This window comes from Nostoc sp. S13 (assembly GCF_029379315.1).
Taxonomy (GTDB): Bacteria; Cyanobacteriota; Cyanobacteriia; order Cyanobacteriales; family Nostocaceae; genus Nostoc.
The window spans coordinates 1-14,621 of record NZ_JAQYWQ010000148.1 but is presented as its reverse complement, the minus strand read 5'-3'; the positions used below and the strand labels follow the sequence as shown (position 1 = coordinate 14,621).

Annotated in this window: 13 protein-coding genes; 5 read left to right on the top strand and 8 right to left on the bottom strand. The window is 41.0% G+C overall.

Translation table 11 applies throughout. The features are described 5' to 3' along the window. The 3 genes from PUQ00_RS29190 to nifH form a co-directional block, all read right to left on the bottom strand. Positions 1–1,585 (bottom strand): tetratricopeptide repeat protein (locus tag PUQ00_RS29190; RefSeq protein WP_300423150.1); only part of this gene is annotated, 1,585 nt, incomplete at its 3' end. A 99-nt stretch (positions 1,586–1,684) separates the two neighbouring features. After that, a complete protein-coding gene (locus PUQ00_RS29185; protein WP_300423147.1) occupies positions 1,685–2,122 on the bottom strand; it encodes a hypothetical protein in 438 nt (145 codons plus the stop codon). A 712-nt stretch (positions 2,123–2,834) separates the two neighbouring features. Continuing rightward, positions 2,835–3,725, bottom strand: a complete 891-nt coding sequence (nifH, locus tag PUQ00_RS29180) for a nitrogenase iron protein (protein WP_300423145.1) — start codon at positions 3,723–3,725, stop codon at positions 2,835–2,837. A gap of 223 nt (positions 3,726–3,948) precedes the next feature. Here nifH and PUQ00_RS29175 point away from each other — a divergent pair, with 223 nt between their 5' ends. Then, positions 3,949–4,161, top strand: coding sequence for a hypothetical protein (locus PUQ00_RS29175; RefSeq protein WP_300423142.1), 213 nt, complete (start codon positions 3,949–3,951; stop codon positions 4,159–4,161). Positions 4,162–5,163: 1,002 nt separating this feature from the next. Here PUQ00_RS29175 and PUQ00_RS29170 read toward each other — a convergent pair. Continuing rightward, positions 5,164–6,783: a glycosyltransferase family 39 protein gene (locus tag PUQ00_RS29170; protein WP_300423140.1), complete on the bottom strand. Its 1,620-nt coding sequence runs from the start codon at positions 6,781–6,783 to the stop codon at positions 5,164–5,166. 624 nt (positions 6,784–7,407) lie between these two features. Here PUQ00_RS29170 and PUQ00_RS29165 point away from each other — a divergent pair. Beyond that, complete coding sequence (locus PUQ00_RS29165; protein WP_300423137.1) at positions 7,408–8,571, top strand: hypothetical protein; 1,164 nt, start codon at positions 7,408–7,410, stop codon at positions 8,569–8,571. A gap of 182 nt (positions 8,572–8,753) precedes the next feature. On the opposite strand, the gene PUQ00_RS29160 is transcribed toward PUQ00_RS29165, so the two are convergent. Then, positions 8,754–10,094 (bottom strand): recombinase family protein, encoded by a 1,341-nt coding sequence (locus PUQ00_RS29160; RefSeq protein WP_300423134.1) that lies wholly within the window; start codon positions 10,092–10,094, stop codon positions 8,754–8,756. 172 nt (positions 10,095–10,266) lie between these two features. Beyond that, complete coding sequence (locus PUQ00_RS29155) at positions 10,267–10,626, bottom strand: VOC family protein (protein WP_298920491.1); 360 nt, start codon at positions 10,624–10,626, stop codon at positions 10,267–10,269. A 167-nt stretch (positions 10,627–10,793) separates the two neighbouring features. On the opposite strand from PUQ00_RS29155, the gene PUQ00_RS29150 reads away from it, so the two are divergent. Beyond that, positions 10,794–11,249, top strand: coding sequence for a hypothetical protein (locus tag PUQ00_RS29150; protein ID WP_300423151.1), 456 nt, complete (start codon positions 10,794–10,796; stop codon positions 11,247–11,249). A 173-nt stretch (positions 11,250–11,422) separates the two neighbouring features. On the opposite strand, the gene PUQ00_RS29145 is transcribed toward PUQ00_RS29150, so the two are convergent. Next, positions 11,423–11,827 carry a GFA family protein gene (locus PUQ00_RS29145; RefSeq protein ID WP_300423131.1) on the bottom strand — a complete coding sequence of 135 codons (405 nt, stop codon included), beginning with the start codon at positions 11,825–11,827 and terminating at the stop codon, positions 11,423–11,425. A gap of 759 nt (positions 11,828–12,586) precedes the next feature. On the opposite strand from PUQ00_RS29145, the gene PUQ00_RS29140 reads away from it, so the two are divergent. After that, positions 12,587–12,829 carry a type II toxin-antitoxin system HicB family antitoxin gene (locus PUQ00_RS29140; protein ID WP_300423128.1) on the top strand — a complete coding sequence of 81 codons (243 nt, stop codon included), beginning with the start codon at positions 12,587–12,589 and terminating at the stop codon, positions 12,827–12,829. Next, on the top strand, positions 12,829–13,047 hold the full coding sequence (locus tag PUQ00_RS29135; protein ID WP_300423126.1) for a type II toxin-antitoxin system HicA family toxin: 219 nt from the start codon (positions 12,829–12,831) through the stop codon (positions 13,045–13,047). The genes PUQ00_RS29140 and PUQ00_RS29135 overlap by 1 nt, the downstream gene beginning before the upstream one ends. Before the next feature lie 19 nt (positions 13,048–13,066). On the opposite strand, the gene PUQ00_RS29130 is transcribed toward PUQ00_RS29135, so the two are convergent. Continuing rightward, positions 13,067–14,621 (bottom strand): tetratricopeptide repeat protein (locus PUQ00_RS29130; protein WP_300423124.1); only part of this gene is annotated, 1,555 nt, incomplete at its 5' end.

The window sequence follows — 14,621 nt, the reverse complement described above, 5'->3', positions numbered from 1 at the left end:
GATAAGGATGGTCGCCATCAAACAGCCGCTTTCTCATCTCCAAGGCTTGGGTGTACAGGGGTTCGGCTTTGCTGTACCGCCCTTGGCTATTGTAGAGGAATGCTAAATTGTTTAAGCTAGTAGCCACATCGGGATGATCACCATCAAACAGCCGCTTTCTCATCTCCAAGGTTTGGGTGTAGAGAGGTTCGGCTTCGCTGTACCGTCCTTGGCTATCGTAGAGTAAAGCTAAATTGTTTAAGCTACTAGTCACATGGGGATGGTCGCCATCAAATAAAGCTTGGCAAACATTTACGCATTGTTCATGCCAGGGTTCTGCTAATTTATATAATCCTTGTCCTTCGTAAAATCTTCCTATCCCCAGAAATACCCTAATTACTTGATCATTGGGGATTGATGCTAGAGAAATTATCTGTGCCTCTTTTGCTTGCTTGATCTCTGCAATTATACGTTGTGCCAGGTCTTCGAGATGGGGAACAACATCTTTGATGCTTTCAATCTGCTTAGAATTTGGTGAAACTGGAAGGCTTTGGGCTTTGGCTATCATGGCTGTGGCAAAGGTTGTTTCTAAAACTGATTTGGTTTCACCAGACGCCGCTAACTGCTCTTGCAAAAACCAGCCCACTAAAGCATGAATTTTATAACATCCTTCTCTTTCTTCTAAGAGTTGCAACAAGTTGCGCCCATAAAGTTGCTTTTTAGCTTCGTTTAATTCTTCTTCTGACCACGTTAGCTGTCTTTTTTGATCATTTTCTGCTTCCCCTCCCCCTGTCGCCACCCAAATAACCAAATCCCAAAGAATCAGTGCAGGAGAAAATAAACTCAAAAATCTTCCTAGTTGTTGCGCCACTGGGTCAAGTTCTGACCAAGTTAAAGCAAAGGCGGCTTTGACTCCCAGTTGAGTAGAATTAAGAGTTTCCCGGTCTTGTAAAGCTGCCTCTGCTAACTTACGTTCTTGCAATCGCCCAAACATCATATCTAAAGATATTTCCGGGTCGCCTACCAAATAAGCTCCTACTAACTCTATCCCCAAGGGCAAATATTCTAGACATTCACATATTGCACTTGCGGCTTGTGGTTGGTTTTCAATTCGCCTATCTCTTTCCCTCAACAATCGTTTTAACAGTTCTAAAGCTTTGCCTGGTTCTTTTTGGGGCGAGAGAACATCTAAAGGAATCTCTTGAATAAAATTTGGGTCTAAATCCCGCAGTCGAGTAGTAACTAAGACTTGGAACCGGTTATCCTTAGGAACGGCTTCGCGGAGGTTAGCTAGGTTAGTTACGTCATCGAAGATGATTAAAATCGGCAAGGGAGAGTTAGGATATTTAGACCAACACCAGGCGACTTGTTCTTTAAGGCTTAAAAGTCTTCCTTCTAATTCTTGGGGAATCTCAAAACCGAACTGCAACCGAAAAAACTCTAAAACTTCGGCGGCGAGATTGCTTTCTCTGTCGTTAAACCAGGCAATTCCGGCATAATGTTCTTGATATCGTCTCGCATATTGGGTGGCTAATTCAGTTTTGCCCACGCCACCCATTCCCGCTATTGCTACACAGTGTCTGCACTGCAAGTCTTCATGTAGCATTGTCAGTTCCGTTTCTCGCCCGACGAAATGGAGGGAACCGCGATAAGGAATATATTTTGTGGGAGTTAACTTTGTCCGCGCCCCTGCGGACGACCTTAGTCAGTTAAAGGTGACTGGGGCGTTAAATGTATTGCCTTGAAAGACATTCTTAATCTCATCTGCCAACTTCTGATTGTTGATGACACTTGACTGTTGTGGCTGCGACTTCAGCGTATCGGCTAATTGCTGTATAGATTGGATAAAATTAGGATTTGGTTCTGCTTTAGCTGCTTGTGCTAATTCCTGTGCAGCTTGAGCCACTTCAGGATTAGCTTGAGCCGCAGATTGCACCTCTAGTACAGCGTTGACATAATTGCGTGGTTGCTCTGGTATTTTCTCTATAGCAACTACAGTATGGGGAGACTGTTTTTTGAGCGTGACGAGAAACTTGCCAGTCTTATCTAATAAAGTGTCTGTTACCTTTTCGGTAGTTTTTTCTAAGGCTTTAGTGGCAATTATAGAGCCGATCGCGATCGCCGCAGTCGTTAAAGGTTCCATATCCTGCTTTGACTATATATATCCTCTTTATTAACACACTGCTTTTGTTATAAACTGATGTACTTTTAATTTGCATAACCAGGGCGGGCTTTCCGGCCCACCCCACAAGAGTTTTACTATTGCTTTTTAAGTTTTGTAGTTTGGCCGTGCATTATGGCAATTAAGTTAAAAAAATGAGATTTATCGGAATATTTTCGATTGTAAATACCCTAACGTCGCTTTTCCATCTCATTGCGTCTTATCTCTAAACTATTCTTCTTAAAATCACGATTTTTTTCTTAAAATCATGATTTTTTTCTTAAAATCACGATTTTTTTCTTAAAGTCACGATTTTTTTCTTAAAATCATGATTTTTTTCTTAAAGTCACGATTTTTTTCTTAAAATCATGATTTTTTTGTTATTACAACAGATTTGAAGTTGGTAAAGTACACAAGTTATATCATGTCCGCATAATTACTGGTTAAGAGCCTCTAGGCTCTTAACCCATTCTGGGAGGGCTGCCGCCTCCAGTAACTTGACCAGAGGCAGAGCCTCTTGAATACATTCCCAGCCTGGAGGCTCTTAAGGAGGCGACACAAGCCTTTGGGCTTTTCTTAGTGCCATTCAGGTCAAAGTCTATTGCTTTCATTCGAGAACCGCTATATCGCCCGCAAAAATTGGGAAAAGGGTGGACTGTTGCCCACCCTAAACCATTATTTAGTTAGCAATACTTTATACTGCTGCTTCAGTAGCAGTTTTGCCAACCAGCATTGCAGTATTTTCGTCGCTTTCCAGGATACCGAATTCAATCAACAACTCTTCTAACTCTTCCATCTCAATGGGGGTGGGGATGGTGAGGTTCTTGTTGTCAACGATTTTTTGAGCCAATGTCCGATATTCGTTAGCTTGATTACTGTCAGGTGCGTACTCGTTAACAGTCATACGGCGCAATTCTGCGTGTTGTACAATGTTGTCACGAGGTACGTAGTGAATCATTTGGGTGTTCAAGCGTTTTGCCAGGGTTTCGATTAGGTCGATTTCCCGGTCAGTGTTACGGCTATTACAAATCAAACCACCCAAGCGCACGCCACCAGTGTGAGCATACTTAAGAACACCACGAGCAATGTTGTTAGCAGCGTACATGGCCATCATTTCACCCGATGTGACGATGTAGATTTCTTGTGCTTTACCTTCACGAATAGGCATAGCAAAACCACCACACACAACGTCACCTAATACGTCGTAAGATACAAAGTCTAGGTCTTGGTAAGCACCGTTTTCTTCCAAGAAGTTGATGGCGGTAATGATACCACGACCTGCACAACCTACACCGGGTTCTGGACCACCAGATTCTACGCAAAGAACGTCACGGAAACCCTTAAGCATCACTTCATGGAGTTCTATATCTTCTACTGCGCCACGTTCAGCAGCGAGGTGAAGAACGGTTGTTTGAGCCTTGCTATGTAGCATCAAACGGGTAGAGTCAGCTTTGGGGTCGCAACCGACAATAAGAATGCGTTTACCCATTTCAGCCATTGCTGCTAGGGTGTTTTGAGAAGTGGTAGATTTACCAATACCGCCTTTACCATAGAAAGCTATTTGTCTAATCTTTGGGTCAGTCATGGTTGTGTTTTCCTAGAATGATTTAGTTGATAGGTCGGAAGCTAAATGTGATATATTCACCCTTGGTGCCGTTGGGAAGTAGAGCCTGTTGGCGTTGACGTGTAGCAGTCGCTAAACATCGCACCCTGGCAAAAACAGTTAAAATCAGAATATATTTACCCACAAAGCGATGGCTTAAGGGATAGAGAAATCTCTATTTCCTAATAACGAAGCCTTTGAAACTATGACTTCAGCATTGTCAGTTGTTGTAACAAAATCCCAAATGGTTGCTCAAGCCTCAAGAGTGGTTACAGCAGGAATTAAAATCAACGCAGATTTATTCCCTAAACCACACAACCAACCAAATTGCAATCCACTCTTAAATGGTCGCTACAACTTTTCTGATTTTGCAGATGTCAAGTCGCCAAGAACTTCTATAGCGCTTCTCGTTTTGTGATTGATGCAGCAGGATAAATTCCAGCCCAAAAGTGATAGCTACAGGTGCAGTACTATATATAATGTCTGCACGGGCAATCCCTAACACTCTGGCTTAGACTAGTATCTTGGTGACTTTTAACAGTATGGTTAAATTCCAGGAAATTGTGGAACGACACCATTCTGCTTGAAGTTTTCATTCCAAAAGTCAGCAACTGCTTCAACTTAGTTCGCGGTTGAAAATGTTTGCTCCCGCTTGGACTTAAGTTAGTAAATATTCTGGATTTCTATGGATTTGTCAGGCTGTACTAAGAGTCTTTCTTCCCAGACTCCAAGAGTAATTGCCTTTGGGGGTAATGCTCTAGCTAGGTTAGCCAACTCTTATTGGCTCATACCCAGATAAATTTCGATTGACTTCAAGTTGTTACAAAGGCTACTATCCTACTCAATCTAGTTTTAGATTTTCGTGACAAACAGATGTAGCTAATTGAAGTGGACTTACCAGAGCAAAAAAACTTTTTTGAGCTTGCCTCAAACTTGTCTTGAAGTCTTTTTCTGCTTTTTCTTTTTTGATTCCTATAAAAACCATAACATACATCTCACTATTTTATTTGCCGAATCTCCAATTATTTATTTACTCGCTAGAACATTATCCTTAGAATCTTTAATAGTCATAAGTTACGCGCTCACAGGTTGCCAGTTAGTGAAATTATTTATCATAGTCAATATGTGCAGTTAGATACTTATGGGTATTTTATAAAAGTATTTAAAACTAGTGTTTTACAACGAAAACATAATTTCTGATTTTTGTACTCAAAAATTTTTTAAATAATTAGAGGTAATTAGAGGCAGAGCCTCAAAATAGGCATTCCCAGTCGGAGACTGGGAATGAGGTAATGGGAGGTAGGGGAGATGAGGAAGAAGGGAGTGAAAGGTAAGAATTTTAGATTTTAGATTTTAGATTGAAATTTAATCCAAAATCTAAAATTCAAAATCCAAAATTGAATTGCCCAATGCCCCAAATTTACAATCGATTAGTATCTTTTGTAACTAATTTCCAGCCTTCAGCTTGGTCAACTAGCTTCATTGACTCTAGTTGAAGATTGTTGAAAGCAGATGCATGAAGTAGAAAGTAGGGTTGGCCGTTGTAGTGCCAATAATATTGCAGTTCACCAACAGAAGCGGGAATGATCGTGCGATCGCTATAATAATCCAACGAGGGACGATGGTAGGGAAAAGATGTGTAAATCTTTCTCGTAGCTGGATTTGCCCGCACAATCATGGCGGCGACTGGTTTAACTGGATAGGCTTCCGATAATTCCCAAACCCAGTAATTAGATTTCATTAACAGCAACAGCGAAATATAACTTCCCCAAAACAAAATCTTCAGAAATTGCCCGTCGCCTCGTTCTGCCAAAATAGCTGCTAAAGTCATAGTTAAAGCTACTGCTGCAAAAATCAGTTGTAAGTCTGTTTTCGGTGTTGTACCCCAACTGAAATAAATGCTACCAGCAGAAGCGACTATCGCAAGTATCGCCAAACCAGCCACCCAAGCACGGGGATAGGATGAGAGTAAAGGTGAATTTTCGGTTTCTGATAACTGGATACCAAAAGCTAAGGCTAAACTAGGGTAAATTGGAAATAAATACCAGGGAACTTTGGTAATCATGAAGGAAATTACCAGTAGATAAACACCACTCCACGCCAATACTAGTTTTGCCCAGCTAAGATTGCGATTTTCCCAGGTTAAGCGGACAGTTTGCGGTAAGAATAATAACCACGGCCATGTGTACTTAAGAAGTTCAATTACATAGTACCAAGGTGGTTGAGAATTCCCCTCTACAACAGAGCTAATTCGACTTGCTGATGGGTTTGCAAGGCCAATTTGGGCGAAAATATAACCATAGTGAATTAGTTGAGCAATATACCAACCAGCTACAGGGAGAATACCAATTAATATTGCTATCCACAGATAGTAACAGGTGAGTAGTCGTGGCGTATCCCAAAATAGAAATACGATCGCGATCGCACCTAATAATACACCTAGCAGTCCTTGAGTTAAGCAAATCAACCCAAAACTAACGCCAACACCAAGACAGTAACGTAAATCTCGGCGCGATCGCAACACGCACAACATCATCACCATCAAAAAACTTACCATCGCCCCATCTAACATTGCTAACCGCCCATGACGCACCACAGGTAGCATTGTTAGGTAAATCAAGGCGCTATAAATAGCAGCCCAACGCTGGCGAAATATCTCACGAGCAATGCAATACAGTAAAGGTACAGATGTTGCTGTTAAAATTGCTCCCGGTAGGCGTGTTGTCCACTCATTTTCACCTCCTAGAGAATAAGCCCAAGCAATTAGCAAATGCATCAAAGGCGGCTTGTCATGATATGGTTCGCCTCCTAGTGTTGGGTAAAGCCAACGCATTGAACCTGCTGGTGCGTGCCAAATTTCACGAGCAACCTGTGCCACAGTACCTTCATCCCAATCTCGCAGCGGCAATCCTCCTAGATTGATGCTAAACAGTAACACTGCTGCCAACAGCAACACTATTAGCCATACCCAATCAATCCATTTGCCAACCGTGCGATGCTGTTTTTCTAGATGACTCCAAATAAAGCTTCCTTCTTGCATATTCTCTGGTAATCATTTTACTTGCTGGTTTGATTACATAGAGACCAGAGCGAATCTCCAATGTTGCCACCCAGTAGCAACGTATATTCTTAACAATTGCTAGTTTCCAAGATTAACTCAACTTTCTCTAATTAGCGCTACTTTTTGAAAAATTTATCTTAGTTATTTAAAGAACATTTATGCGGATAGATGATAAAAATAATACAGCCAATAAATTATTTATTACCTGCTGATTCATCCGTAAATGAACTTGTATTTTATTTTTAATGTGACGCTTAGTTGAAATTTTATCTACTTAGTTTTCATCTGGCTAAATTGCGAAAACTAGGAAATAATTGCTACAAAGTTCTAATTGTGTGCTGAACACCTAAAAAAATTATTTGTCATCTGTGTGAATTTTGATTTTAATAATACATAGTTATTTAGCTTTTAAAAAACCACTAATTATAAATAATTAAAGTCAATATAATCATTGAATAAGATTATCTAATAAGCAAATTTTAATTTTAATTAAGCGACTATTTAATTTGAATCTTTCTGTTATAATTTTATCTACAAGCACTTGACAATCATAAAAAATAGCTAAGAAATTATGGGAGCCTATCAATGAATTTACCTGTAGTTGTGGATATTACTATTGGCTTAGTTTTTATTTACTTGATTTTGAGCTTAATAGCTTCCGAAATTCAGGAACTTATTGCCACATTTTTACAATGGAGAGCTAAACATTTAAAATATTCAATAGAATTACTTTTAGCAGGTGGTAGCGAAACTGAAAAATCAGAGTTTGAGAAGGCACAAGAGTTAGTGCAGGAGCTTTATCAAGATCCTTTAATTAATACTTTAAATCAACAAGCCAAGGGAAAAGTAGAATATCTGTTACGGGAGAATGCTAAAAATAGTGACAAAAAAACCAAAAAAGCATTAGGGAACAAACAAAGCGCCCCTTCCTATCTTCCTTCAGAAACATTTGCAAGTAGCTTATTAAATGCCTTGAAAATTCCCCAGTTAATTACTTATGTGAAACATCCTAGTGATGAATTAAAAACTAACTTGTACATGATTTTAGCATCTTATAAGGAACTTAAAACAGGAATTAATGATCCCAATAGTGAAAGTTACAAAAAAATTAAACAAGTTTATGGAGATATTGACCAAAAGTTTATAGACTTTGTTAATAATGATTTACCTGATTGTGTACCTAATAATTTAATTACGAGTCTTGGGATTATTGGTCAACGTAGTCGGATAAAAATTGATGACCTCACAGAAGAAGCGAATCAGTTTAAAAATGAAGTTGAAACATGGTTTGATCGCTCTATGGATCGAGCCAGTGGTGTTTATAAGCGCAATGCCAAAGGAGTTGCAATTTTAATTGGAATATTAGTTGCAGTATTAACCAATACTGATACACTTCACCTCGTTAAAAGACTGTCGCAGGATTCGGTTATCCGCTCTGCCATTACTCAAAGGGCAAATCAAAAAGAAGATTTTCTCACAAATCGAGACACCAGAAGGGAAATTGAACAAGTTTTAGGAGATGCTTCTGTACCCATTGGATGGCAAAACATCAATCAACAGTTTGAGCGATTAGATCCTAAATACCCGAATAGTGTTTACATCAGTATTTGGCAGGGTTTTAAATTAATTTGCGGTTGGATACTGAGTGGTTTAGCTGTTGCTATGGGTGCGCCTTTTTGGTTTGATATCCTTAATAAACTTATCAATGTGCGGAATGCAGGGCCAAAACCTGTTACGTATACTAAGGATCAACCTTCTCAGAAATAGAGTTTTACAGCAGTTTTCATTTATTTGAACCACATCTGTGCTAGGGAACATTGCTGTTCTCACCTACAGACCAAATTGGGCTGACTACCGTACAACCGAAACAACAGCTGGTGACTGGCTTTTACATTGCTATACCCCAGATTGAAATCTGTTGGTTGGAGTCGATACTCGGCAAAAAAGGCTTAAAAAATAAAAATAACTTCTAGTTTTAATTCTTTATTCTGAAGAGTAATCTCAATTTGCCTGATGAATTCTCGAAAGTAAAATCGTCGCTCTGTTTCCGACAAATCTAACCAAAATTGGGGAATAGAAACAGCTTGAGCAACAGAACGCAAGTTAACTGGGGGAAGAGTCGCCAACTTTGCTTCGAGTGCAGAAATTTCTGTGCGGAGTTTGTAAGCCCTTAACTTTGCTGTTTCGGCATCTAAAATTCCAGTTTCAATTAAAGCGGGTAACTGAGCAAGTATTTCTTGCTGACGTGCGATCGCTTGCCCTAAACTATTCTTGACTGCATCCAACTGAGGAAAATTCATCCCTGCTACAGCTAAGGGTAAGTCACGGCAAACGGTTTCAATTGTATGTTCTAAAACCTCTTGGTAGGGAATAGCCTTACACTTGGGGCGTTGAGGACAGCTAGTAGAACGTAAATAAAGATACTCCTTATCTTGATTGCGTTGGGTGACACGAGTAACTGTCATGTGTGACTGACACTCAGCACAGACAACCAACCCAGCTAAAGAACGCGGCGCACTAGCTGTTCGGGATGGTAAACGGCTGTTACGGCGTAAAAGTCGGTCAACTTGGGCTGCTTCTTCCTTAGAAATTATTGGAATATGGGTATTGGAGATAATTTCACCATTTTGGTAAGCTGTATTACCGCGATAAACTGGATTAGTCAGCCAGCGTCTTCCTGTGGTGACAGAGATTTTTTTGCCGTATTTTTTCGTCAAGTAACGAACTGAACCCCGCAGGGAACCATAGAGTAAAAAGTGTTCAAAAAAATCTTTGACTACTGGTGAAGTACTGCGGTCTATAGTATATTTTCCCTTACCTCTGCGATAGCCGTAAGGAACTTTGCCGGGTGGCGGTGCAACATCGAGACGATTACGGGCGTGTCCTTGACGGATGCGACGACTACGTTGCTGACGTTGGATTGCGTATAGCAAATTCAGTAAGTCAGCGCCCAGAGGGTAATTTTCGGAAGTGTAGGGCTGTTCAGTAGCAATTATCGCTACTCCCATTGCTTCGAGTTTATGTAAGCGATCGCTAATTTCCTCTACAGTATCTCCTAATTCTTCCAACCGACGAATCAACAGATAATCTGCCTTTTCAGTTTGGCAATCGGTAAATAATTGTTGTAATTGCGTTCGCGTAGCGTGTCCAAAGGACTCTCGCGTAGCGTGTCCAGAAGACTCTTGCTTACCCAAATCTTCATAAACCCGATCCACCTCCCATCCCCAATCGGCTTGATCGGGAGAAGATTCTAATAGCGGATTAGTATAAGAGTAGGCAATGATTTTCATTAGTTATTAGTCATTGGGCATTGGGCATTGGGCATTGGGCATTGGGCATTGGGCATTGTCATTTGTCATTGGTCATTTGTCATTGGGACAAAACAAGGTAGAGACTTTTTCAATAATTCCCCCTTGTCCCCCTTGTCCCCCTTGTCCCCCACTCCCCACTCCCCACTCCCTCTCATTGCTGACTCAACTCGATAATATTCCCATCAGGATCTTGAGTGAACAGAGCTGCGCGACCAGAAGCGCTGGCTTGAATGGGATAATTATGATTGAGGAATTGCTGTTTAGCGGCATCTAAGTCAGTTACTGAGAAGGCGACGTGGGGATTACGTCCCCATTTTTCGTTGGGGTTTTCGGTGGGGACAGTGGTTGCGACTATCAAGTGAATTTGATAGTCGCCGACTTGATACCATGCACCAGCGTAGTTTAAGGAACGATCTATTTTGGATAATCCTAATACTTTGCCATAAAAGTGTTCGGAGCGTTCTAAGTCAGTGACAAGAATTGCTGTATGGAGACTTTGGGTAATTTGCATTGTTGGTAAGTGCGATCGCGTTTATTTAAATTTTGACGTAGTTTGAACTCTTGCGGAAAATGGGGAGTGGGGAGTGGGGAGTAGGAGACAAGGGGACAAGGGGACAAAGGTAATAACCATGACCAATGACTAATGACTAATGACAAACTAAAAAATGAGGATAAATGATGGCTACTCAATTAAGTCATACAGAAATGAATGTTGCACGGGAGATTTTACAAGATTACGACCCTGCACAACACGCATTGAATCACTTGGAAAAACATAATGGCAAAGTTGAAACCGCTTTTGCGGATTTATGGATTGAGAAAAATGGGCAACCGTTGATGCAGCAAAGTAAATCACTTTGGCAAGTAACACTAAAGGTATTGCGTGAGGAACTCTGTGGCGATGAAGGTTTTCGCGGTCAACTTAAAGATTACACGAAAAATCCAGGGAGTTCGCCCTTGCTAACAGGGTTGATTATCTCCCTTGTTGGTGTAGCGACGGCACACGGTTTGCCAATTGATCCAGCGATCGCAACTGTTATTGTTTTATATATCCTCAAAATTGGCTTGAATATTTTTTGCGAATACACCGAAGCACCCGTTGGCAATTCTGGAACTCTAGCGCCAGGAAACTGATGTGCTACCTTGCAAATCATTGCCCTGGATGCGTTGTGTATAGTATATCTGACCTCTCTCCAAACCTCTCTCCTAAAAGGAGAGAGGCTTTGAATCTTATTCCCCTTCCCTTGTAGAGAAGGGGTTGGGGGTTAGGTCTGTATTGGACTGCCGTGAAAGCGGCGTCTACGCTTCTATAAGTGCCTTGTCTCGGCTGGAGGCGCATCCCAGTTGTTGTTACGGCCATCAGCAAATCGAATGGGCGCTTCAATGAGTTCCGTTAGATCGGCGTTGTCGAGGGCAGCCAATTGGACTGAAACGTAGTCACCGCCAATCTCTTCAACGTACCCACGAGCAAACGATCGCACGCCGCAGTGCTTGCAAAAGAGATGATGTCCAACTTTTAGATTAAACTGGTAGTCGCTCAAATCGCCCTCGCCGGATAGCAATCGGAATGCGTTGGGCTTGATGATTGCGTTCCAATTCCGCGTTTTTGTGCAGATCGAGCAGTTACATTTGTTTGTACCCAAGCTCAGGTCAATGTCGGCTTCAAATCGAACTGCGCCGCAATGGCAGCTTCCAATAAAGGTTTTGATCATCACAATTTCCCAAGAGGTTGTCGTCCGAAAAACGTACAGGCTTTTGTACAGTGACAAATTAAATGGCGTCGAAACAAATTCGTGTCATCAAGTTTGGCCTTACCCCCTTTAGGCTTGCAACAATTTGTGTTGATGCAGCCTGTAAGTTTTCTGTGCTGATTCTAGTTTGAATGCTAGAGATTCCAGCCTTCACACCCTTGATGACACAAAGCAGGGCACAGCGACAAATAAAGAGTCACTGTACAAGTGCGTAAGTCCTAGTAACCTCTTGCAATTTGATTGTATCGACTGACAATGCGATTGTATCGACTGACAATGCGATTGTATTGACTAACAATGCGATTGTATTGACTAACAATGCGATTGTATCGACTGACAATGCGATTGTATTGACTGACAATGCGATTGTATTGACTGACAATGCGATTGTATTGACTGACAATGCAATTGTATCGACTTGCTATGCCTGCTTAATGAGTGTGATCTGGTTGCGCCCCTGTTAAATGCCATCACCCCATGACTCTGGTAATCCCTCTAACGCCTCCCGTGCGATCGCCCCCCAATATTCATCCTTATACTCAACATATATCTCCAACGCTGTCTGCAAATGAACCCTCGCCTCTGCGTAGTTTTCTTCTGCTTCTGCAAGTGTTCCTAAACTGTGGTAGGTGAATGCTTGGGAATAGCGATCGCCAATCTAAACTTTGATTTTTAGCTTACAATTTAGTCATAATAGGCAGTTTTGTAGAAAATCTCCAAATGCTGACAGAGTATATTCAAGCAGCTTTGCACAGAGCAAACTATGAAATTTTAGAAGATGGTACTTTTTATGCAGAAGTACCTGAATTGCAAGGGTTATATGCGAATGCGTCTACACTGGAAGCTTGCAGAGAAGAGTTAAAACAGTCTTTAGAAGAGTGGATTCTTTTCGGACTACAGTTAGGGCATAATTTACCGGAATTAGACGGAATCTCTCTTGCTTTGAAAAAGGATGCGGCTTAATGCCAAACTTTGGGCCGATTAATCGCAGGGATTTAATTTATTACCTGAAAAAACTTGCTTTTGAAGGCCCTTACTCAGGTACAAAACATCAATTTATGGTTAAAGATGAACTGAGATTAATCATTCCTAACCCCCACGAAGGAGATATCAGCAAAAGCTTACTGGCAAAAATTTTAAAACAAGCTCAAGTTAGTAGAGATGAATGGGAAGCGCTTTAAACAAGCGATCGCCTTCTCATCACTCTGGTAATCTCTCTAACGCCTTCCGTGCGATCGCTCCCCAATATTCTTCCTTATACTCAACATATATCTCCAACGCTGTCTGCAAATTAACCCTCGCCTCTGCGTAATTTTGTTCTGTTTCTGCAAGCGTTCCTAAACCGTGGTAGGTGCTGGCAGAAGAATAGCGATCGCCATATTCGATTTTGATAGCCAAAGCTTGTTGGTAATTACACCGCGCCTCCTCAAATTCCCGCAAATCTTGGGCAATTGTTCCCAACTGGTGGTAGGTGCTGGCAGAAGAATAGCGATCGCCATATTCGATGAAGATAGCCAAAGCTTGTTGGTAATTGCGCCGCGCCTCCTCAAATTCCCGCAAATCTTGGGCAACATATCCCAACTGGTGGTAGGTGAGTGCTTGAGAATAGCGCTCGCCAAATTCGATGAAGATTGCCAAAGCTTGTTGATAATTGTGCCGCGCCTCCTCAAACTCCCGCAAATTTTGGGCAACTATTCCCAAGTTGTGGTATTTGTTAGCAGAAGAATAGTGATTGCCTAGTTGTTGTTCAATTTCTAGACACTGTTGATAGAAAGTTGTCGCTTGTGTAAATTGTCTCAAGTTTAGATAAGCATTCCCCAGTTTAAACAAAGCAGCAGTTTCGCCGCGAGGATTCTGAAGTTGTTGTGAAATACTTAAAGATTTTTGATAATAAGCGATCGCTGTATCAAATTCCCTTTGCTGAGAATAAGAATCTCCTAATGTGTTGACGACTTCAGCATGAAAGGTGGAATCTTGAAACTCATTAGCTATTTTTATGGCATCTTCTAAATATTTTCTAGCTTCGGTAGGTTCTCTCTTACTCAGATAAGCAACTCCTAGCTGGTGCAAAATATTACTACAGTTACGGAGGTTTTCTCCTGTCGGATGATGTCCAGTAGGTTTATATTCCATTAGCAGGCGATGTAATAAATCGATCCGCTCTTGCTTTTCTGGTGGTTCTAATCTGTCTATAATTCTCTCAGGATTTTGAGCCTCATTAATCGCATAATCTTTGGTAACTTGAGGGGTTTTAAACCGAAACATTCCCGATTGCCAAGCCCAAAAATCGGGAGCAAATTTGGCTAACCGAGTCAGGGCATAATCTGGCAGAATAAATAGAATCGGATGACGAACAGTTCTTTTATAAGCATCTCGGACAAAGTTGAGGTCTTGTAAAACTGGCGGATAGTCTCCATAAACGCCAATAGATTTTTCTAAACCTAGTACAATCAAGACTAATTTTTTGTTGAAGCCTCGACTCCGCTCGGCTTCAATTGTTGGTAATATTTTGATAATTTCATCCCGGAGAAATCGTAAATTTGCATCATAAAAATTCAGAGTAACAAACTGAATATCTCGACACTCAGGATTTGTCTTTAGCGCCTCAACTAATATTTCTGCATCTGGGGGAAAATTAATTTCTACAAAACCAATGGTAAATTTTTCTGCAAAGTCTACAAAGGTGAGTAATTCAGCAAATATAGGACTCCTATTTGATTTCTGAACAAGACTAAGAGAGAATACGGAGAGGTTT

What these genes read in the sequence shown, in the direction of transcription:
- PUQ00_RS29185 (WP_300423147.1), bottom strand. Translation starts at nt 2,122, where the DNA reads ATGGAACCTTTAACGACTGCGGCGATCGCGATCGGCTCTATAATTGCC.
- nifH (WP_300423145.1), bottom strand. Translation starts at nt 3,725, where the DNA reads ATGACTGACCCAAAGATTAGACAAATAGCTTTCTATGGTAAAGGCGGT.
- PUQ00_RS29175 (WP_300423142.1), top strand. Translation starts at nt 3,949, where the DNA reads ATGACTTCAGCATTGTCAGTTGTTGTAACAAAATCCCAAATGGTTGCT.
- PUQ00_RS29170 (WP_300423140.1), bottom strand. Translation starts at nt 6,783, where the DNA reads ATGCAAGAAGGAAGCTTTATTTGGAGTCATCTAGAAAAACAGCATCGC.
- PUQ00_RS29160 (WP_300423134.1), bottom strand. Translation starts at nt 10,094, where the DNA reads ATGAAAATCATTGCCTACTCTTATACTAATCCGCTATTAGAATCTTCT.
- PUQ00_RS29155 (WP_298920491.1), bottom strand. Translation starts at nt 10,626, where the DNA reads ATGCAAATTACCCAAAGTCTCCATACAGCAATTCTTGTCACTGACTTA.
- PUQ00_RS29150 (WP_300423151.1), top strand. Translation starts at nt 10,794, where the DNA reads ATGGCTACTCAATTAAGTCATACAGAAATGAATGTTGCACGGGAGATT.
- PUQ00_RS29145 (WP_300423131.1), bottom strand. Translation starts at nt 11,827, where the DNA reads ATGATCAAAACCTTTATTGGAAGCTGCCATTGCGGCGCAGTTCGATTT.
- PUQ00_RS29140 (WP_300423128.1), top strand. Translation starts at nt 12,587, where the DNA reads ATGCTGACAGAGTATATTCAAGCAGCTTTGCACAGAGCAAACTATGAA.
- PUQ00_RS29135 (WP_300423126.1), top strand. Translation starts at nt 12,829, where the DNA reads ATGCCAAACTTTGGGCCGATTAATCGCAGGGATTTAATTTATTACCTG.